Consider the following 21,139-nt stretch of genomic DNA (forward strand, 5'->3'; position numbering starts at 1 on the left):
AAGCGCAAAGGGAGCGGACTGAGGTTACACGCAAATCAGTCGCGCCTTAGCCGCTGAATCGTTGTCGCCGGAGCAATCCGCGAGCGACGATGGACTGCTTATGAGGGGTTCCCACGCAAAATCGTCGCCACTACGGCACAAGTCTTTGATTTATGAAAAACTTAACGATAACCTCACGCCGAAAATGTGACCTGGTTGGCAATGAAGGTGTGCGGTAAGGCGGAGCCTGTTCTTTAGCAGCCCGAATCAACGGGGTAGTGTTGACATGACAATTTCTCTACTCGTGGTTGCTTGGTGCCTCTGCGCCATGGAGTTCATTCCCTCAGTCGTCAATGCGGCAAGTGGGCAGATCGTCTTCTCGGGTGCGATTGTTGAGCCTGCGGCCGTTGCACCACGCATGGAGGCGCGGCGATTGGCCTTGCGCCAAGCACAGCAATGCAATGGCTGCATTTCCGACCTATACACTGACCACAGAGCGCCTATCGAGCTCCGCGTCGGATCGGGTGCTGAAGTACTTTGACGCATATGTAAAGGCAAGTCGGCCAGGCGCATCGGATCCCCTGTTGCTCACGCAGACTTACGAATGACGCTGCTTTGCGCTGAGTGAGCTGAACCGAGACATGAAAAACCCGCATCAGGCGGAGTTTTCAATAACTAGTACCACTAATAGGACTCGAACCTGCACGACATCGCTGCCTGCGGATTTTGAGTCCGCCGCGCCCACCATTCCGCCATACCGGCACAGAAGGTGCTAATCATGGCGGTTTCAGTGGACGCGGCCGAACCCAAACCGAAACAGCTTCACGCCGGCTAGGATTTGAGGCAGCCAGACAGGGCTTTGAACCCGGGCGGTCGTCGCTGAAACCTGCTCTTTGGGCAGACCGCCAGCTTGTTGACCAATCATTGCCAGAACAGTTGACCAGGCTCGCCACACAGCTTGACCGGCATAGCCAACCGGCTGACCATCCGACTGAAGGTCGCTTGTCGACCTCTTGTTGTCCTTCGAGAAACGCCACTTGATGATCCGCTTCGCAGCGGAAACAAACATCACCAGACACAGAACCATCGCCATCTGGCACAGCTTTGCTATACATCGGGAGGAACTTCCTGAGAAACTACAAGTAGAAATGCTGAAACCATTGAGTTCATCTCCACCGATCAGCGTTGGTGGCACCGGTCCGCGAGACATACGGACCGGAAATGAGCATGTCGCTCGCGAATCGATCGGAGGGCCGCGTCGGCTACCCGATGCGAAGCGTCTGCGTGAGCTGGAGACGGAGAACACACGGCTGAAGAAGCTGTTGGCCGAGTCGATCCTGGAGATCGAGGTCACCCGCGAGGCGTTGCGAAAAAAATGGTGACCGCATCCGCACGACGACTTGCGGCAGATGATCAACCGAGGATTGAGCGAACGGCATGCGTTACGCGTATTGCGCATGAGCGCCAGCGCGCTGCGCTATGCCCCAGCACCCGACCGCAATGTGTCATTACGCGAACGTATCCTGGCCTTGGCCCATCGGCATCACCGCTACGGCGCTGGGATGATCTACCTGAAGCTGCGTCAGGCAGGCCTGATGGGGTCAATCACAAGCGGGTTGACCGACTCTATGCCCTGGCAAAGCTGCTGGTGCGTCGGCGCAAGCGCAAGAAGGTGCCGGTATCCGAGCGTCAGCCACTGGTTTGGCCGCACGCTGCGAATGAAGTGTGGTCGATGGACTTCGTCTTCGATCGGACGGCCGAAGGTCGGGTCATCAAATGCCTGACCATTGTCGACGACGCCACGCATGAGTCGGTTGCCATCGTGCCGGAGCGAGCGATCGGCGGCCGCCCGCTCACCCGCATCCTGGATCAGCTTCGCGCGATACGAGGTCTGCCCAAAGTGATCCGCCCCGACAACGGCAAAGAGTTCTGCGGTCGCGCGGTGCTGACCTGGGCGCACGGGCGCGGCGTCACGCTGCGCCTGATCGAACCAGGCAAGCCCAACCAGAATGCGTATATCGAATCGTTCAACGGTCGCCTGCGTGATGAATGTTTGAACGAACACTGGTTTACCAGCATGGCTCACGCCAAGGTCGTCATCGAAGCGTGGCGGCGCGAATATAACGAGGAGCGACCGAAGAAGAGTCTCGGCGGGCTGACACCCGCTGCCTACGCACTAAGACTGGCCGCCAGAGCGGCTACGATGTTACGCCGCGATTTGGTGGCCGTCGCTGACGGCTTGCACGAAGTCTTGGCGACAGCGCAGTTGCCATCGGTCTGACTGCAGCAATGATCCGTGAGATAGCCAATCAGATCATTCATGGCCTCGATCACGGGGCGTAGTAGATGACGCGGCCGCTCTGCTGGCTGGTCACAAGGCCGGTGTGCGACAACTCCTTCAGATGAAAGGAGAGCGTGGCGTTGGGCAAGCCTAGCTTTTCACCAAGTTGCCGAAAAAATGGCTCCTAGCCCGCTGGCCCACGGAAAATGTGGCACTTGTAGCGGTTCGCTGCACCAATTGGGCATCATGTTTTGGGGTCGGCAGGCATTCGTCCAAAAGCCATTGGCAGGTAGATCACACATTTCAATGGGGTGCATGGGCAAGCCGCACGTACTGCAACGGAACGACGGTCGCCCAAATGCGACAGTCGGTTAGCTCGCGGCCGTCGACGTCCTAGGGAATTGCGTCGCTGCGGCAATTTGTGCAGCAGCCTGCTGCGCAAATTGGTCGGCAGGTTGCTGACCAATTGGGTATGCCCTTAGGATCAGAAACGGCCGTCGTTCTGGCATGCGCTGCACACCAATAAATTCATCACTGACGATGACGTCCCTAAGGCTCTGAATTGGGCAGCAGGCTGCTGCCCAATTGGGCGGACCACACGTAATACAGGGTTGTCCCGATGCGACGTGCACAGCCTTCGCAGAAGACTCGTGAAGCGATGGCGGGCGCGCGGACTTTAACCTACGCTCGCACGACCCATACGTCGGGAAGCGAGAACAATTTTGCTAGTAACTCTTGGTTACCAATAAGAATATAAGGAGGTGCTACCTCCCAGTTTAGCCACGAGGACGCTCCGTTTCCTCCTCAAGGTTAGGTCACCCTACTTGGCCGGTGGTATAGACAACCCTAGCTTGTCAGCAATGTCTTCGGTCGTTTCGCGGCCGACTGAGGTGGCGTTTACCGATAAAGTGTCCACAAGGAATGGTCTTTCGGCAGCCTCATAGCCATCGCTAATGGCATGTCGGTTTGCGTGGAACCAATGAAGCCGGTCGTTTATTGGCACGATCGGCGCCGCGACCGCGAAGTATTGTGTTCCCCGATATAAGGCGTCACCGTTGAGCAAAGCGATTGCTTTTGACCTTGCATCGGACTCAGGTGCAACTCCGTGTTTTGCGCGCGATTTCACACGAGCCGATGAGGCGTACAGATCGGTCCAGTCGTTCCTGCATACCCGCTTTTCCACGATAGCCTGCAAATCTCCGATCCACGTTTTGACGTTTGCCGGGAAGGGCTTAGCAATCACAACAAAAAGCGACCGCATACCTTTGAGGTAAGAGTTCGCTTCGACGAGATCAAGCCGATCGATGGCTTCTTTATACGCACAGCCAAGTAGAGCTATGCCGTCGAGCGACGGGGTATTGGCAAGGTACTGAATGACATGCTTGGTCGCATCATCATCTATGGATCTGAAAGCAGGCTCGTCAGGAAGAATCCAATGGCCCATGGGCCGGACGAGCCAATCTGCCCGAAACAGGCCAAGCGACTGAATCAATGCCGTGAAGATCTCGCCACGTTCGAATCTGGTCAGCGATTTATCTAGCAGCTTCCACAACTTCGACTCGTACAGCGCCTTCGTGCCAGTGAGCTCTGGGCAGCCGTCCGTGACCTCAACTAGATCCACACCGCTTTGAAGCCGCGGTTTGGAGCGTGGGTCGATTCCCGCGTGAGCCATGCTCCAAAACGCACGCGACCGCGGAGCTTTGGGTCCTGACGCCGTCGGGATAAAGCGAAAATCCAGTTCGTCCCACGAGCATCCCGCTCGCCGGTAGACCTCTGAAGCCCACAACCGATTGCGAATGTTTGCAGCGATATCCGTCGAGGGCCTACCCCGTTTGGTCGAATGACTTTCCATGGAGTAGCAAAATAGCCATTTTGCATGAGTTTTGCTACTCCAATTAGCCTGACATAGTTTCTACGCCGCATATGGCGGCTGTTGGCTGGGAATGGCGATGGAAAGTGAAAAACACGAAGCGCCAAGGGCGTTCGTGAGCGATCTGCTGGAGCGCTACGGCGAACTAATGAGTGGACGGCCTCTGCGATTGGCCTTGGGGTTCCGCAGCGACCGCTCGTTCCTGCGTGCAGCTCTTACCGGTCAACTTCCGGTTTCGACATTTCGCTTGCCAAATCGACGGGGACGGTACGCCCGTACGCGAGACGTTTCGGAGTGGCTAAGAACGTTGGCAGATAAATCGACGGAGAGCTGAGATGGGCGGAATGCTTATCAAATGACCTTCCGGAAATCGGCAAGAAAAGGAAAAGCCGCAGTCAGACACTTGAGGGACAAGGAGGCACGATGAAGAACTAAAACTCAACCAAGCAAACTCGTTCAGGAGCCTTAAGCAGAGCGGCCTACGGGGTGTCTAGATCCCGTAGGCCGTTGCCAGCTCGTCGATATGTCCCCGACGACTGCATCCTAGCCCGACCAACAATCTTGTCAAGGTTGCGGATAGTTTTTGCTAAGCGCTCCATCCCATATCGGCACCAAGGTGCCTGAAATGTCCATGGAGCAACAAAATGATGAAACAGTTTGAATTTTTGCGTATCGCATGTAGGAATCCGTCCACCAAGGACGAACTGGCGTCGCTTCTGAAGGAGCGAATCAGAACGGAAGGCGTAGAACTGAAGTGGGGCTTTCGGCGTGTGCCGCTCTCCCGCGGCCGCCATCATGGCGGCTACGTCTGCGCATTCCGCTGTCAGCCGCTCTTGCGGGTGGAAAGTGCGCTGGAGCGGCACGTTCTCAGGGCGTTGGCTGCCGATCAGGGATGCGTAGCGCTGGCCACGCAGCCGGTAACTATTCAGTGGACATGGCGAGGAACCGTTCGGCGATACACACCGGACGTGCTGGTGATGCTTTGCGACGTGCCAGAACCATGGTCCGCCGTTGGACTCGAGCGGCTTTCGCTGGTCGAGGTCAAGCCGACGCGGTTTTCCGTTGACGACGATCTCTGGGTGGAGCGAGTACGTGTCATTAAAGAAGCCTTGAACATGCCGCTCGTTCGGTTGGCGACGTTGCCGGAGGCCCTGTCATGAGCAATTTTCAGAAAGGCAACGACGTGATCTACCAGGGCCTGCGTATGCGCGTGATGGATCCGGCATACAACGGGGCCGTCACATTGATGGATTTGCAGGATTCGTCCGTACTGTGCCGGGCTCCTGTCGGGGAGGTGGCGCTTGCACCTCATGTGCCGAAGCCTCTGGCACAGATCGACCTGCTTAAATGGAACGAGCTGGAAAGCATGGCCAATGCTGCTCGCGCCATTATCAAGGCACCGACTCTCGAGGAGAGGCAGAAGACCTACACATCCTATGCACTTCAGCTTGGATGCAGTAAACGCACGCTTCAGCGTGTCGTCAAGCAAATCAAGCGCGTAGATTCGGTCGACGCATTGCGCGGGGGAGTATGCGGGCGACCAATAGGCATGCGGATGTTGTCGCCCGCCGTAGAAGAAATTATCGCACGTCAGCTCGCCGAGAACTGGCTCGTCCCAAACCAGCCAAATCTGTCCGACATCATCGATCAGATTCAGTCCGAGTGCCGAACCCAGGGGCTGAGGGCGCCTCTCGACACGACGGTGCGAAAACGTGCGGCTGCTCTCGATGCTTACCGAACAATGGCGTTGCGAAAGGGGGCGAAGAAAGCCAAGTACACCCTCAAGGCCATGGTGGGCCATATCGAAGCGGCATTAGCGCTGGAGACCGTCCAGATCGATCACACCTTGGCTGACCTCATTCTGGTGTCCGAGGATAACCGGGCGATACCCATTGGGCGACCTTGGATCACCCTGGCTATCGACGTGGCGACACGCATGGTCGTGGGTGTCTACATCACCTTCGAACCACCGAGCGCGGTGTCCGTGGCCATGTGCCTGCTAAACGCCCTGTTGCCCAAGGAGGCGTTCGTTGCGTCGCTGGGTTTGACAGGTCGCTGGCCTGTCTTCGGCGTCATGCGTTGCATCCATCTGGATAACGGACGAGATTTCCATAGCGATGCACTGCAGCGTGGATGCAGCAATCTGGGCATCGACATCCAATATCGGCCAGTGGGATCCCCACATTACGGTGGGATGATTGAGCGCCTCATCGGTACATTTATGGGGCGGTGTCGTCTGTTGCCCGGCGCGACACAGAACAATATCGTCAACCGCGGCGATTACGATGCTGAAGCCAAGGCGGTCATGACGCTGACGGAGTTCAAAGCGTTCCTGGTCAACGAGATCGTCAATGTCTACCACACGCAAGAACATCGGACGCTGGGCGTTCCACCCCTCGTAAAGTGGGATGAACTTCAATCGTGTCAGGAAGAACAGCGCATTCTTCCCGCTGGCTGGGAGCAGTGGATGCTGCCAACCGCGTTCTATCCGTTTGAAATGCGACGAGTGCGTCGGACCGGCATCCAAATGTTCAGGCGCTTCTATTGGGCGGAGGGACTCGAGGAATGGGTTGGTGATGGTATCGAGCGTCCCGTTTCCTATGACCCCGGCGATGTCTCGAAGGTCATCATTGAGGGACCCAATGGCATACCGCTCGTGGCGTACGACACGCGAGGTGATGTAAATCATCTCTCGTTGTACGAACGTCGCAATGCGCGCAAGCAGCAAAAATTGCTGGGTCACGATCCTGAGCTTCTTGCCCAGCAGGACGCGGGCCTGACGAAGCGACAATCGCTCACCAAAAATGCCACGAAGGACACGAAAAAAGAACATCGCCAGGCAGCGATCGCTCGAGGTCAGAAGCAGCGTTCGGCTGACGTGCCGGCATCCAGCGACGCACAGAAGCCGGCACCAGCGGTGAGTGTGCCACTGTTCAATTTCGACACGCCCGTAAACCAGTTGAATGTTCGCAGGAAAGGGAGCTAAACGTATGGATACGACTATCGACACCGCACAGAATTTGCCGGCTAATGCGCCACCAGAGTTGCCCACCTCGCCGGGACCGGGAAGTCCCGAGTCCTATGTGCATCTGGCGCCGCCATACCGCATGGATGCCACTCGTTCGAACGAGGAACGCATTGAGATCATCAAGAAGGGCATTGTGATTGAACATGCGGCCTATACCGCAGCAATGGACTATGCCTATTGGATCTTGTCGCAACCAGACGGCACGCCCGGGAGGGGCATGCTCCTGATGGGCGAGCCGGGTGCGGGCAAGAGCACCTTCGGTGAGGAGCTTGCACGTGCCTGCAAAGGACCGATTGTCATGATCAGCGCCGAAGGGGCACGCAGTATGCGCGAGGTATACGGCCGTGTGCTGCAGGCTCTGGATGGGCCAGTCGCCAAATCGATGCATACGCCGGATCGTGAATTGGCAGTCATCCGCCTCTTCCGGGCACTCCAGGTCAGAGCTTTCGTGGTGGACGAAATCCAGGATCTTGCCAAAGGCACTCAGCGCGAGCACGAACGTGTTTTGCTGAGTATCAAGTACCTGTCGAACACAGCTCGCATTCCATTGATCTGCCTGGGTGCTCCGGAATCCGAGCAGACATTCCGGATGGATAAGCATCTGGCCAAACGCCTGCGCCCGTTCAAATTGCCATTGTGGAAGTTGGACCAGTCGTTCGCCGACCTCGTTTCCAATATTGAGGCAACGCTCCCTCTGCGTAAGGCCTCTGCCTTGCGCAACGAGGAGGCGCTTAGGTACCTGATCGATATTTCGGGGGGCAGTCTGCGGGAGATCATGGCGCGTATCACTTGTGCGGCGGTGCGCGCCATTCTCAGCGGCGAGGAATGCCTGACTCTGCAGGGGCTCAAGGATGCCGAATTTCCGCCAGCTCGCCCCGGGACCGGAGATGGCGTGAATGGATAATTACCTGGCGACCCCGCAGTCTCGGCGTTTGAAACTTGTGCCTCAGGTCCTGATGCCCGGTGAGTCGATCTCCTCGCTCGTCGATCGTCAAGCGCAGCTTTGGGGTGTATTGCGCAAGGAACTGGTTTACCAGGCCGCTTTCATAAGCGGCCTGGTGGCCCTCAAGGATCTGGATGTCTGCAAGGAGGGTGGTTTCCTGGACATTTATGCCCAGAAGACAGGAATCGATCGGCGGCTTCTGGAAATTCATCGGGCGCAGGTATCAAGCCCTTTGGTGAGTCAGAGGCTTCGATACCCATACTGCCCGATGTGTTTCCACGAAGATGCCTCCGCAGGTCATATACCTTACTTCCGGCTGGATTGGGCGAGGATTTTCCTCACCCATTGCCAAAGGCACGGGTGCCCGCTGTTTCGATGGTCCCGCGTGTCATCCGATGGCACACGGAAACTTCCCCACGGATGGTTTATTGGCGAAGGGCCGGATCAGCGGAGTCTGCCGCAGTTTCGACAGGATCTCATGCTGGCGAGAGCGTATGCCTTCGGTGCTCGACCGAGAGCACCGAGTTCGATTGAGGCCTGGAATCGGCTGAAGAACTTCGAAGCTTGGCTATACCAAACAGGTGTGTGTGCACCCATATGCCGAGTTTTGGATGACCGCGCCAGGTCGATCGAGCGCGATGTCATGGAGCACGCTGTCACGTTGGCTAGATCTGCAACGGCAAACGGGAGGCTCCTTGTCGAGGAATCGGACGCTGTTTCATTCGAAGATCAACGAGTGATGTCGTTCACTTTCAAGGAATCACCCGTTCGGGATTCGAATCCGGCGTGGAGAGATTTGCGTTCAGGCATTCAGTCCATTGCGTGCCGTCGGGCGGTCCTTTTCATTGTGAGTGGAGCTTACAACGCAAAATAAAAGCATTCGTAAGAGTCCGATCGAGCGTGTGCCCGACATACGTCGGTGGATGAAGACAGTGATCATTCCGCCCTCGGGTTGTGAGTGACGAATTGTCTGCCATACCCGGGATTCGTAGCGCTCGGACAGCGACCGCCATCGGCACGCGAATTTGGGTGAGTGCTGGCAATTTTGAAGATGTCGCTGCCCCAACTTCACGCAGTAGTCGATCGCGGCGAAGGCGTGGCCGTGCATTGCAAGGGTGGCCGAGGGAGGGCCGGGACAATCGCTGCATCGCTGTTGGCCAGCTGCAAGTCGGCATCTTCCCTCAACTGACCGCGTTCCGTAGATGCCGTCATCCGGACAGAGGGTGCGGATGCGGCCCTATAGTGTTCGTGAAACCGGGGTCTTGGCATACGCGGGTGCAGGCACCGACGAAGTTGATCACCTGGACTAAAGGTCCTGCATCCGCATACCGCCAAGTTGATCGCCAGATAGTGCCCGCTATCGGGTTGCAAACGCTCAGAGCTTTTGGAAGAAGCTTCAGGTTTAGAATGCGCCTCCAAGATCGGTGCGTGTTGAGGCAGGCTAAGCCCAGCTCAGCGCCAAGTGCAAGATCAGATTCTCCATTGCGAAGGACGCTGTATGGGAATGCAAATCGAAGCCTTACAGGCGGATGAAGGCGATGCGCTACTAATAACCTTGGAGGGCGACGTTCCTAGGACGATATTGATTGATGGAGGCTTGGCCAGAACCGGGGAAGCGATCGCGCAGATATTCCGCGACCGCGGTGTTGTTAAACTCGATCTATTAATTGTCACGCATATTGATCGCGACCATATTGAAGGAATCCTCAAGCTCCTCGATGAGTTGCCAGCGTCAATGCTCACGGTCGATCAGATCTGGTTCAACGGGTACCGGCATTTGAGGGCCACCCCACCCAATCCAGGCGAGTTGGGTGAGCACGGTGCGTTAATGGGCAATCGACTTGAATCTTCCATTTATGCGCGAAGCATTCCTTGGAACAAGGCTTTTTCGCATGGCCCCGCGGCCAGAAACGGCAAAACCTTTCCGGTCATGTGGTTCAGTGACACGTCGCGCATTACGCTTATCGGTCCGACGACACTCCAACTGGAAGCACTCGCGCCGAGCTGGGAGAAGGAATGCGAGAAGGCCGGCATCGTGCCTGGTCAGCCGCCGGCGATAAGTGATTCAACGCTAGTGCAGCACAGCAGCTCGGGTGAATTCGATTTCGACGCACTTGCCAGTGCTGAGTTCAAGAACGATCACGCTCTCGCGAACTTGTCCAGCATAGTTGTCCTAATCGAGCATGGCGCAGCCGTGGCGCTATTTGGCGGCGATGCATGCGCCCGTTCGCTCACATCCGCACTGGAGGAACTCGCTGCCGAGCGAGGCGCGCCATTGCACGTCGATCTCTTTAAGGTGCCCCACCACGGTAGTGCGTCCAATTTATCGATGGAGCTCCTTACGAGTCTCCAGTGCACGAACTACGTTATTTCAAGCAGCGGTGCACGATTCGGGCACCCGGACGACGAGACTTTGGCAAGAATTGTGGCGCATCACCGTGCATTAGGGGGACCCCTGCCAACGATCTGGTTCAACTACCTGTCGGCGCGAACGCGGCCTTGGTGCGATCAAGATCGGAAAAGCAGTCTGGGATATGAAGTCGTCGTGCCGGAGGGAACCGGCTCGGTGACGGCTCGGCTGGGCTAGTATGGGCCCGTCTTTTGAGCTTCCTGACCCATAAAGTGGAATTTGGTTCCACGATTGGCTATTTTGGTCACGATAGTAGCGGTTTTGGTACCGCACTGGTATATTGTCCGTCATCCACGGAGGTATATACAGTGCAGCACTTTGGTGACGTCTTAAAGATCATCGAGGGTGGGCTGAAGTTCAACGTCCAGACTGTAGTTAATTACGCGCAGGCGCTTAAAGCTCGCCTTGAGAAAGACGGCGAGCTGCAGCAAGCTCGCTTGCTGCAGACCAAGCTCGATGGTATCTCGCCGACGCTCATGGCCTATAGCGGTTCAACCGCACCTGAGCTTCCTGTCGATCAGGAAAGTCAGTTGGAACTGGCCGATATCGAAAAGTTGGCCCCGGGCGAGGCCCACGCGATTCTCGATACGCATATTCGGAGCGATGTTGATCGCTTTCTGACATACGCGCGCGCCACCGATCAGCTGGTTGAGGCCGGCGTCGGTGTGGCGCCCAGGATGCTTATTTTCGGGCCGCCAGGCGTCGGTAAGACACAGTTGGCGCGTCATCTCGCGGCCGAGCTTGGGCTGCCATTAATGACGGCCCGATGTGACTCATTAATATCCAGCTATCTCGGAAGCACGGCGAAGAATATACGTAAGTTGTTCGACCACGCCTCAGAACGGCCATGCGTACTCTTCCTTGATGAATTTGATGCGTTGGCGAAGGCACGTGATGACGCACAGGAGCTCGGCGAGCTCAAGCGTGTTGTGGTGGGGCTGTTGCAGAACATCGACGCTTTGCCACCATCGTGCGTGCTTATTGCGGCGACAAATCATCAGCAGCTGCTTGACGCAGCCGTGTGGCGACGGTTTAGCTTTCGGATCAATATGGATTTGCCGCGGCCAGAGCTGCGCGACGCGCTTCTTCGGTCGTATTTGAAATCGTTCCTACCATCTGAGCACTTGGACCGGGCGGTCTTGCTATCGGAGGGATTGTCCGGCGCTGCCCTGCGGGAAGTGGCTGAGGACTGTATTCGTGGTGCCGTGATCGCGGGCGAGCAGACCGTGCCGGCTCATCTCTTGTTGCACCGCATGGCGCAGACATCAATTATTGCTCGGGGGATGTCGCCGACCGAGTCGGCGATCGCTCGTTTTCTTCTTGATAACAAGACACCGCAGCGCCTTGCGGCCGCCGCGAGCAACATGTCTCGTCGACAAGTCATAAAACTTTCGGCGGATATGAAGGTGAAGGTCAAGCCTGTCGCCAAGGAAGGCATTCGAAAAACAGGGAAATCAGGCGGCCTAGTTGCCGTGGACAAGGGGACGGACAGTGGAAAAGTACAAAAACCCGGCGCTGGTCGTAAATCATCTGCCAAAAGAGCTTAGGCCAAAGCCTGCCGGCGGTGGTAACCGAAAGCATTTCGTTACTGACCTTGATGCTCACCGCCAGGATGTGGCTCTGGAGTGGGAGGCAGCGGTCACGAACGTTCTAGCGCGCGCGGAAAGCGCTTCGCTGACACGCGGCGTGCTAAAGATCGAGCTCAATCGAGAAGCGTTGGCGAAGTCGCACCGCCCTATGTATCTCCTAGAGCAATCGGGACGTAATCGGGTTATTGGCGGTACCTCAATCGGTACATTGTTGGTGAGCGTAAGCCGAAGCTCGTCGCAAACCACGCTTGATTCGATTCGGTCCAATACTACGAAAAATGGCGAAGCTGACGTCACGACGATTCGTGCGGTTCGACCGTTTGAGGTCGCCGATGTCACAGCCGTGCCGTTCGAAGATGTCCGATATAAAAAGGGCGTGCTCACGCGGCTTTTTGATTTCGATGACGCAGTCATCAATGAAGAGGCCAGGCGCTCGCTGTTTGCCTGGGCCGTCCATAAAAACGCACAAGTGAAACCACTCCGGGGAGGTAGCTACCTTGTCACAAAGGCGCGTCCTGCTGACTTGGTGTCACTTTGCGAGTTGGCTGCTGTCCGCGAGGTGACGCCGAACGCTGTCATTGATGCTCATCCGCCTGGCGCAGCCATTCCTAATAAAGTATTCAAGATTGCGCCTCCGGATGGAGCGAAGCGCTACGCGACGGTGGGTTTGCTCGATTCAGGCTGCTACCCGGTCCCTGCGCTGCAGCCTTGGATAGTGGCGCAATCCAATGCGATCGCCATGACGCCCGCGGCTCCGGCCTCGGATTACTCGCACGGGACCTTTATTGCCGGACTGCTCGCGAGTGCCGCGCAGCTCAATAGCCAGGCCTTCGAACTGCCGTTGGAACCTGTTCGAATTGTCGACGTGCGTGCATTCTCGCGTAAAGAAAAGACGACAGTAAGCGACTTCCTTGCGCGCGTGGGTGACGCGCTCCGAGACTTTCCACAGGTGCACGTGTGGAGCATTAGTATCGGCCTGGACGTGCCGCTGACCGGGCCCGAATTCAGCCAAATGGCGCGGGATCTAGATGAGTTAGCTGGCACGTATGGCGTCCTCTTCGTTGTGGCCGCCGGCAACGATCTCGATCCAACGCCGCTGCGACCGTGGCCGCCCGCCAGTTACGGAGCAGACGATCGGGATCGCATTACCGCGCCTGCCGACTCGATGCGAAGCCTCACCGTTGGATCCATCGCTCACGGCGATGTTGCTAGCGGGGTCAAGAAGAACGAGCCTGCACCCTATTCACGCCGTGGACCTGCAGCGGCGGCCGTGCCGAAGCCCGAAGTGGTGCACTACGGTGGCAACTGCACCTTAGATAATCAATCGGCCGGCGGCATCAGCTCCATCGCGCCTAATGGCAATGTTTGTATTGGCCATGGGACTAGTTACGCGGCGCCGTTGGTGGCAAGTCTAGCGGCTCAGATGTGGGAGGTCCTTGCGGCCTCAGGAAACAATCCTACGCCGTCTTTAGTCAAGGCTCTTATCGTGCACTCAGCGGTGATCAACTCGCCACCCAGGAGCGCTGATCATCAGAGGTATTACGGCTTTGGTTTGCCGTTCGGTATTTCTGAAAGCCTGATGTGCACGGATGATATGTTTACGACCTTCCATACGGTGGCGATCCCACAGGGCCGCGAGATCCATCACGCCTTTCCGGTGCCCCATTGCCTTCTGGTGGATGGAAAATTTGTGGGGGAGATCATCATTACTTTGTGCTATCCGCCGGTGTTGAACGGGGCGAATGGTGCCGAATATTGCCGTTCGAATGTGGCGGTCTCTATGGGGCCGCTGCAGCTAAAAAGGGATGGCAAGGTCCACTTCACCGGATGCGTGCCACCGGATCCCAAGGGCAAGGCGAACGCCATCGAGTCCGCGCTGATTGAGCACGGGATGAAATGGAATCCCCTTAAGGTGTATCGGAAGCGATTTCCGCGCGGAGTGGCGGGCACTGACTGGGAACTCAGATTCGACGTACTGTACCGGGCCGGCGAGCCGATACCTGCCAGCCCGCAAGTGGTCCATGCCATCGTGACGTTACGGGGTTTGGAAGATGGCATGCCCGTCTATCGAGACGGCGTGCGCGCCCTGGCAAAGTTGAAGCATCAAACAACGGCGCTTGTAACGCCGACGCAGTTGCGTGTCTGAGATCGCATCATCACGGCAGTGACATAGTCCTAAGGCGTCTTCTTGGGTACTTTGCTCGTGGCACGCGCAGGAGTGGGTCGAGACACCGTGGCGCAAGGGAAAGTGGACATGGTAGCCACGTGCGGAACCCGCTGACTCTTTAGGCTAGCGGTAGAAATAGTCCGCCGCTCTACGACAGGGTTAGGTTGCTGTGACAAGGTTAACTGTAAGTGCGACACAGTTACGCGTCGCCGACAACATAGGCTCAAGGCAACGGGCCCTCTTTTCGTGTTGTTGCACCAAACCGGCGCAAATCCCACCATGGTGCAATGAACGCGATGGCTTGGCGCACTTGGGCAGATCAGATGGCGACCGGGCTGGCCCTGGTCGACGGGGGACTGCAGGTCAAGTGGATCAATCCCGCGCTCGCTGAGTGGCTGGAGCTCGGCACGCGCGGTGCGGTCGGGCAGTCGCTGGGTCTGTGGCTGGGCGATCCCGACGGGTTGGAGCGGGCCGGTCGAAGTTTGCTGGAGCGGCGGCCGCAGCAATGGCGCGGGGTTGCGCTGGTCACGGCCAGTGGCCGCGAAATCACCGCGGACGTTGCGCTGCAGCCGTTCGACGATGGCCTGTTGCTGGAAGTACATGCGCTGGCCGAGCCGTTGACGACCAACTCGCCGTTGTCGGCCACGCTGCGTGGCTTTGCGCATGAGGTGAAGAATCCGCTGGCTGGTTTGCGCGGCGCGGCGCAGCTGTTGCAGCGGCGCGTCGGTAGCGAGGATCTGCAGGCGCTGGCTGGATTGATTATCGACGAGGCGGATCGTCTGGGCGCATTGGCCAACCGGCTGCTGCACCATGACGGCGCGGCGCAGATCGGCCCAGTGAATATCCATCAGCTGCTGGAGCGGCTGACCGATCTGCTGCAGGCCGAACCGACGCCACCGCAACTGCGCCACGACTACGACCCCAGCGTGCCGGATCTGCTCGGCGATGCGGATCGACTACAACAAGTGTTGCTCAACCTCACGCGCAATTCGCTGGAGGCGGGCGCGCACACGCTTACCTTGCGTACCCGAGTCGAGCACGGCTTGCGGTTGGGCGAGCGCGTGCTGCGCATGGCGCTGCGGGTGGATGTGATCGACGACGGCCCGGGCGTGCCGATACAGCTGCGCGACACGTTGTTCCAGCCGCTGGTGTCCGGCCGCGCCGATGGCAGCGGCCTCGGGCTCGCGTTGTCGCGCGAGATCGCACACGAACACGGCGGTGAGTTGCGCTGCACGAGCCGACCAGGCGAGACCGTGTTTTCCTTGTACCTGCCGCTGGAGCGCGCGCATGACTGACTGCCGCGCACCGCGTTTACTTCCTCCCCTTACGTGCCGGGCGAGCAGAAAAGCCACCGCAGAGCAAAGTCATGACTGAAGAAATCTGGATCGTCGACGATGATCGCGGCGTGCGCTTCGTGCTGGCCGAGGCATTGCGCGATGCCGGCCTGGCGATACGTGAGTTCGGCGAGGTGGCCAGCGTGCGCGCGGCGCTGCTGGAAGCGCGGCCGGCACTGCTGCTCACGGATGTGCGCATGCCCGGCGAGGATGGATTGAGTCTGCTGACCGAATTGCAGGCACAGGGCATCGGTCCGGTGATCGTGATGAGTGCCTACACCGACGTGGCCACCACCGCCGCGGCGTATCGCGCCGGCGCCGTCGACTATCTGGCCAAGCCGTTCGATCTCGACCAGGCGGTCGCGGTCGTGCAGCGCGCACTGGCCAGCGTGACGCTGCCCACGGCGGTCAGTGAACATGCCGCCGCGCCGAACCATGCACTACTCGGTGAGAGTGCGCCGATGCGCGAGGTGTTTCGCCTGATCGGCCGTGTCGCCGCCAGCGACCTCAACGTGCTGATCACCGGCGAGACCGGCACCGGCAAGGAACTGGTTGCACGTGCGCTGCATGAGGAGAGTGCGCGACGCAGCAAACCCTTCGTCGCGCTGAACACAGCGGCAATTCCCAGCGAACTGCTGGAGAGCGAATTGTTCGGTCACGAAGCCGGCGCGTTCACCGGGGCGACGCGTCGCCACGCCGGCCGCTTCGAGCAGGCCGAGAGTGGCACGCTGTTTCTCGACGAGATCGGCGACATGCCGCTGGCGTTGCAGACGCGCCTGCTGCGTGTGCTGGCTGGTGGCGAGTTTTATCGGGTTGGTGGTCGTGAGCTGATTCGCGGCAATGTGCGCATCGTGGCAGCCACTCATCAGGATCTGGCTACGCGCGTTGCCGCCGGACAGTTTCGTGCCGACTTGATGCATCGACTTGATGTAGTGCGCATCGAATTGCCGCCGTTGCGTACGCGACGAAGCGACATCCCGCTGCTGGCCCAGCATTTCCTCGCGGTCACGGCGCAGGAGCTGAAGCTGCCGCCGAAGCGCTTCTCGCGCGCTGCACTCAAATTGATCGGGCAGCGCGAGTTCCCCGGCAACGTGCGCGAGCTGGAAAACCTGTGCCGGCGCTTGACCGTGATCGCGCCAGGGGCAGAAATTCTTCCTGCTGATCTGGGAGGTGCCACCGCGAGTGGGTCGGGCAGCGGTGAATGGACTGATGCATTGCGGGAGTGGGCAGTCGATGCACTGGCCAGGGGGGACGCAGACATTCATGCACGTGCCCGCGAGGCGCTCGACCAGACTCTGCTACAAGCAGCGTTGTTGGCCAGCGAAGGGCATCGGCAGAATGCGGCGCAGGCGCTGGGCGTGGGGCGCAACACGCTGACCCGTAAGCTGGGCGCGTCGCGCACGCGAAGGCGGTAGATTTTGCCTCCTCTCCGCATCGGGGAGAGGGCTTGGGTGAGGGGCGGGTGTTAGCGGGACATTGCCACGTTGGGCTTTTCTGCTCTTGTGGGAGCGACTTCAGTCGCGATGCTCTGCTGTGGATTTCTTTTGTAGTTGCAGATCTGAAGCCAGCAAGACAACGCAGCAAAGCCAAAGCATCGCGACTGAAGTCGCTCCCACAAGAGCAGCGGCGCCAGCCAAGCAAAAACCACGGCCCTACCCAAGCACGATGCGCAGCTTATGGCTCCGGCCATCATCGGATAGCGCAATGGCATCACTGGCGGGCATCGTTTGGCCGTCCAATTCAATCAACGTCAACCCACGACAAACCTTGCCTGGATTCTCCACACTGACCTCGTAGCAAGTCACATGCTGCGGTCCGCGATGCCGATAAGTGAGCTCGAATCCCGGCCATTCCCTGGGGATGCACGGATCGATGCGCAGCTTGTCGCCTTGCAGATGGAAGCCAAGGACTGCCTCCAGGCCGCCCCGATACAGCCATGCGGCGGAGCCGGTGTACCAGGTCCAGCCGCCGCGGCCGACGTGCGGTGGTTCGGAATAGACGTCCGCGCAGGCGATATAGGGTTCCACCATGTAGCGCTGCGCTGCCTCGGCGGTTTCGCTGTGGCGGATCGGATTGAGCAGGTCGAACAAGCCGCCAGCGCGGTCGCCATCGCCGAGCTCTGCCCAGGCGAAGATCGACCAGGTTGCACCGTGTGTGTACTGGCCGCCGTTCTCGCGCACGCCGGGCGGGTAGCCCTTGATGTAGCCGGGGTTCTGTTTGCTGTGGTTGAACGGCGGGGTGAACAGGCGGGCGATTTGGTTCGGGTGGTCGACCAGCAGCCGGTCGACCGAAGCCATCGCCTGCGCAGCACGCTCCCGATCGGTCGCACCCGCCATCACGCTCCACGACTGGGCGATGGTGTCGATCTGGCATTCATCACTTTCGTGGGAACCCAATGGCGTGCCGTCGTCGTAGTAGCCGCGCAAATACCACTGGCCGTCCCAGGCCTGCTCAAGCGCCTTGCGCAGGTCATCGGCGTACGTGCGCCAGCGCGTGGCGCGTGCGCTTTCGTCGCGTTGATCGGCAAGTGGTGCGAACGCGGCGATGGTGGCCAGCAAGAACCAGCCGAGCCATATGCTTTCGCCGCGTCCCTGTTCGCCGACCGCGTTCATGCCGTCGTTCCAGTCGCCGGTGCCCATCAGCGGCAAGCCGTGCGCGCCGCGGGTGAGGCTGGAGTCGAGCGCGCGGGCACAGTGCTCGTAGACGGAGACTGTCTGATCTGATGCAGTGGGCTGGAAAAACGCATCGGTGGCACCGTCCGGAATGGCCTGCCCCGACAGGAACGGCAACACGTCATCCAGCACGGCGTTGTCGCCGGTCACGCCGACGTAGTGCATGGCGACGTAGGCGAGCCAGACGCGGTCGTCGCGGATCTTCGTGCGGATGCCCTGGCCGGCCGGCGGCAGCCACCAGTGCTGCACGTCGCCTTCGGCAAACTGGCGGCCGGCGGCGCGCAGCAGATGCTCGCGGGCGAGGTCGGGTCGGCTCACGCACAGCGCCATCACGTCCTGCAACTGGTCGCGGAAGCCATAGGCGCCGCTGGCCTGGTAGTACGCGGTGCGTGCCCACACCCGGCAGCCGAGCACCTGATAGAGCAGCCAGTCGTTGAGCAGGATGTCCATCGCGCGACTCGGCGTACGAACCTGCACCGTGTCGAGCAGGCCGTTCCACTGCGCGGCGACGTCGGTGAGCACGCTGTCGATATCGATCGCACGGTATTTTGTGATCAACGCCTGGGCCGCGGCTTCGTCGGCTGTGTCGCCAAGCATGAAGACGATGTCGATCTGTGTGTTCGGCGGCAATTCAATCATTGTCTGCAGCGCGCCACACGGATCCAGGGCCGTCCCGAGCCGCCCGGCCAACGGTGCATCGCGGTGCAGGGCCGCCGGCCGCTCGATGGCGCCGATCGGCCCTAGAAATGCGGCGCGGTCGCCACTCATCGAATGCTGCTGGCCGGCCATATCAATGAAGGCGATACGATCGCCGAAATCGGCACGCCATGGATTGCGCGCAAACAACGCGCCGGTCGACTCGTCGCGCGAGGTGATCACGTACGGCGCTGGCGTGGTGCCGTTTCCGCCCAGCGCCCATTCGACGTAGCCGGTGACCGACAGTTGCCGCGTGCGCCCCGAGCGGTTGCCCAGGCGCAGTCGTGACAGCTTCAGGGGATCGGCTGTGGGCACGCACTGGGTCAGTTCCAGTTCGATGCCGTGCGCATTGTTGGTGAAGCGGCTCCAGCCTTTGCCGTGCGTAGTCGCATATTTGGCACCGGCCACGCGGATCGGCAGTGCGGTGGCGCTCCACAACACGCCGGTGTCCTGATCGCGCAGATACAGCACGTCGTGCGGGCTGTCGCTGACCGGATCGTTCGGCCAGGGTGTAAGTGGATTCTGCTGACTGTTCAACGACCACGCATAACCGCCGCCCTCGGACGAAACCAGGAAGCCGAATGCGGGGTTCGCGATCACGTTGACCCACGGTGCCGGCGTGCTGTGGTTGTCGTCGAGGTTGATTTCATAACTGCGCCCGCCATCGCTGAAGCCGCCGTTGCCGTTGCTGAATTCGAGGGAGGCAGTGGTGATCGCGGCGGCGGCAATCGGTGTTCGCGCGCGGATTGCCGTCGGCCGGGGTTGGGCCGGTGCCGCTGATGGATCGGCCTGGGCGTGGGTAGCCTGCTCCTTGTCGCTGCGGCCCAGCAGCACTCTGGCGACCGTCAGCAGGCCGTTGCGCAAGTCGTCACTGATCGCGTTGTCGCGCAATGCAAATAATTCGGCTTTGACCGCTGTACTGTCGGCCTTCAGCAGCGCCTGTTGGGTATTCACCAGCGTATCGAGAACGCTGTGCAGCGTATCTTCATCGGTACCGGTATTCAGCAGCACCACATCGACTGCCAGCCGCTTGCTGCGCCAATAGATCTGCGCAAGCAGAAGCTCTTGCACGAGCGGCAGTTCGCTGGGGTCGTCGATGCGAAGCAGCACGATCGGACGATCGCCGGAAATGCCGGCTGCCCACAACGTGGGTGGTCCGCCGCGACCACGCATCAGTACTTCGGGGGCGGCGCGCTGGTTCGGATCGCTGCTCACCAGCGCGCTCATCCAGTGCGCAAAACGGGCCGCCTGTGCCGCGTCGATGCCGAGCCGCGCCTGTTCGGCCTCCGCATGGTTCGCTGCGTCGGCGAACAGCAGCTCGGCGGCGTTCGCGTTGGTCAGCTGCGCGGCCAGCGCAAGGGCGCCCTCACGCGAGTCGGCCAGGCGTGTCCACAACAGCAGGCTCACGCTGCTACCCGGTGCGAGCGTCACGCGTCGACGCAGACTGAATACCGGGTCGAGCACGCAACCGGTGGTGTTCGACAGCACGGCACCGGGCTGCATCGCCTGCGCGTGGCGCAAGCTGCGACCGCGGCCGAGAAAGCGCGCGCGGTCGGTTTCATATTCGGGCTCGGCGTCCACCGCTTGCCCGGCTATCTGGAGTGCGTGCGCGGCCCACACTTCAGCTTCGCTGCTTGCGCGCCGGCGGCGGGTGGCGAGCAACACGCCATGCTCGGCGTCCCATTCGGTCTGCACGAACATCTTGGAGAATGCCGGGTGCGCGTTGTCGGCGCCGATCGGCCCGATCACCAGTTCGGCATACGAGGTCACCGAGAACGTGCGCGTGCGATCGCCGTGATTGCTCAGGGTAAGACGGCGCAGTTCGATGTCGGCATCGCAGGCCACGGCCACATCCAATGTGCTGTGCAGACTGTGGTGGCGGCGAGTGAAGGCGGCCCGGCCGGCGCTGAAGGCCGCTGCGTCGTCCGGCATGTTGGTGCCATATGGCCGCTGGCTGGCCGACCATACGGCGTCGTCCTCTTCGTCGCGCAACAGCAAGTAACTGCCCCAGCCGTCACCGGTGGGGTCCTCGCGCCAGCGCGTTACGGCCATCTCGTGCCATTGGCTGAAGCCGGAGCCGTTGCCACTCAGCATCACGCTGTAATGCCCGTTCGAGAGCAGGCATCGCTGGTGGCCGTTGATGGTACGGGAGGAATGGGATGGCATGGGC

Annotated in this window: 12 protein-coding genes and 1 pseudogene; 10 read left to right on the plus strand and 3 right to left on the minus strand. The window is 59.7% G+C overall.

The window, feature by feature from the left end; genetic code table 11:
• Positions 1-766: 766 nt before the first annotated feature.
• On the minus strand, positions 767-1,072 hold the full coding sequence (locus HDE77_RS11430; protein WP_184417468.1) for a hypothetical protein: 306 nt from the start codon (positions 1,070-1,072) through the stop codon (positions 767-769).
• A 169-nt stretch (positions 1,073-1,241) separates the two neighbouring features.
• On the opposite strand from HDE77_RS11430, the pseudogene HDE77_RS11435 reads away from it, so the two are divergent.
• A pseudogene (locus tag HDE77_RS11435) lies at positions 1,242-2,167 on the plus strand (IS3 family transposase); the annotation flags it as partial.
• Positions 2,168-3,080: 913 nt separating this feature from the next.
• On the opposite strand, the gene HDE77_RS11445 reads toward HDE77_RS11435, so the two are convergent.
• A complete protein-coding gene (locus HDE77_RS11445) occupies positions 3,081-3,812 on the minus strand; it encodes a hypothetical protein (RefSeq protein WP_184417469.1) in 732 nt (243 codons plus the stop codon).
• A 965-nt stretch (positions 3,813-4,777) separates the two neighbouring features.
• Between HDE77_RS11445 and HDE77_RS11450 the strand changes: the two genes are divergently transcribed.
• The 9 genes from HDE77_RS11450 (at position 4,778) to ntrC (ending at position 17,016) form a co-directional block, all read left to right on the plus strand.
• Complete coding sequence (locus HDE77_RS11450; RefSeq protein WP_184417470.1) at positions 4,778-5,290, plus strand: hypothetical protein; 513 nt, start codon at positions 4,778-4,780, stop codon at positions 5,288-5,290.
• On the plus strand, positions 5,287-7,116 hold the full coding sequence (locus HDE77_RS11455; RefSeq protein ID WP_184417471.1) for a Mu transposase C-terminal domain-containing protein: 1,830 nt from the start codon (positions 5,287-5,289) through the stop codon (positions 7,114-7,116). Before HDE77_RS11450 ends, HDE77_RS11455 begins: the two co-directional genes overlap by 4 nt.
• A 4-nt stretch (positions 7,117-7,120) precedes the next feature.
• Complete coding sequence (locus HDE77_RS11460; protein ID WP_184417472.1) at positions 7,121-8,062, plus strand: TniB family NTP-binding protein; 942 nt, start codon at positions 7,121-7,123, stop codon at positions 8,060-8,062.
• Entirely contained in the window at positions 8,055-8,975 is a 921-nt protein-coding gene (locus tag HDE77_RS11465) for a TniQ family protein (RefSeq protein WP_184417473.1), read from the plus strand. Before HDE77_RS11460 ends, HDE77_RS11465 begins: the two co-directional genes overlap by 8 nt.
• 624 nt (positions 8,976-9,599) lie before the next feature.
• Entirely contained in the window at positions 9,600-10,688 is a 1,089-nt protein-coding gene (locus tag HDE77_RS11470; protein WP_184417474.1) for a hypothetical protein, read from the plus strand.
• Positions 10,689-10,702: 14 nt separating this feature from the next.
• Positions 10,703-12,058 carry an ATP-binding protein gene (locus HDE77_RS11475; RefSeq protein ID WP_184417475.1) on the plus strand — a complete coding sequence of 452 codons (1,356 nt, stop codon included), beginning with the start codon at positions 10,703-10,705 and terminating at the stop codon, positions 12,056-12,058.
• Positions 12,003-14,246, plus strand: coding sequence for a S8 family peptidase (locus tag HDE77_RS11480; protein WP_184417476.1), 2,244 nt, complete (start codon positions 12,003-12,005; stop codon positions 14,244-14,246). Before HDE77_RS11475 ends, HDE77_RS11480 begins: the two co-directional genes overlap by 56 nt.
• 308 nt (positions 14,247-14,554) lie before the next feature.
• Positions 14,555-15,562 carry an ATP-binding protein gene (locus tag HDE77_RS11485; protein ID WP_184417477.1) on the plus strand — a complete coding sequence of 336 codons (1,008 nt, stop codon included), beginning with the start codon at positions 14,555-14,557 and terminating at the stop codon, positions 15,560-15,562.
• A gap of 71 nt (positions 15,563-15,633) precedes the next feature.
• Entirely contained in the window at positions 15,634-17,016 is a 1,383-nt protein-coding gene (gene ntrC / locus HDE77_RS11490) for a nitrogen regulation protein NR(I) (RefSeq protein ID WP_184417478.1), read from the plus strand.
• Between the two features lie 237 nt (positions 17,017-17,253).
• On the opposite strand, the gene HDE77_RS11495 is transcribed toward ntrC, so the two are convergent.
• Positions 17,254-21,135, minus strand: coding sequence for a glycosyl transferase family 36 (locus HDE77_RS11495; RefSeq protein WP_184417479.1), 3,882 nt, complete (start codon positions 21,133-21,135; stop codon positions 17,254-17,256).
• Positions 21,136-21,139: the final 4 nt, after the last annotated feature.

This window comes from Rhodanobacter sp. MP7CTX1 (assembly GCF_014205795.1).
Lineage (GTDB): Bacteria > Pseudomonadota > Gammaproteobacteria > Xanthomonadales > Rhodanobacteraceae > Rhodanobacter.

What these genes read in the sequence shown, in the direction of transcription:
- HDE77_RS11430 (WP_184417468.1), bottom strand. Translation starts at nt 1,072, where the DNA reads ATGGCGATGGTTCTGTGTCTGGTGATGTTTGTTTCCGCTGCGAAGCGG.
- HDE77_RS11450 (WP_184417470.1), top strand. Translation starts at nt 4,778, where the DNA reads ATGAAACAGTTTGAATTTTTGCGTATCGCATGTAGGAATCCGTCCACC.
- HDE77_RS11455 (WP_184417471.1), top strand. Translation starts at nt 5,287, where the DNA reads ATGAGCAATTTTCAGAAAGGCAACGACGTGATCTACCAGGGCCTGCGT.
- HDE77_RS11460 (WP_184417472.1), top strand. Translation starts at nt 7,121, where the DNA reads ATGGATACGACTATCGACACCGCACAGAATTTGCCGGCTAATGCGCCA.
- HDE77_RS11465 (WP_184417473.1), top strand. Translation starts at nt 8,055, where the DNA reads ATGGATAATTACCTGGCGACCCCGCAGTCTCGGCGTTTGAAACTTGTG.
- HDE77_RS11470 (WP_184417474.1), top strand. Translation starts at nt 9,600, where the DNA reads ATGGGAATGCAAATCGAAGCCTTACAGGCGGATGAAGGCGATGCGCTA.
- HDE77_RS11485 (WP_184417477.1), top strand. Translation starts at nt 14,555, where the DNA reads ATGAACGCGATGGCTTGGCGCACTTGGGCAGATCAGATGGCGACCGGG.
- ntrC (WP_184417478.1), top strand. Translation starts at nt 15,634, where the DNA reads ATGACTGAAGAAATCTGGATCGTCGACGATGATCGCGGCGTGCGCTTC.
- HDE77_RS11495 (WP_184417479.1), bottom strand. Translation starts at nt 21,135, where the DNA reads ATGCCATCCCATTCCTCCCGTACCATCAACGGCCACCAGCGATGCCTG.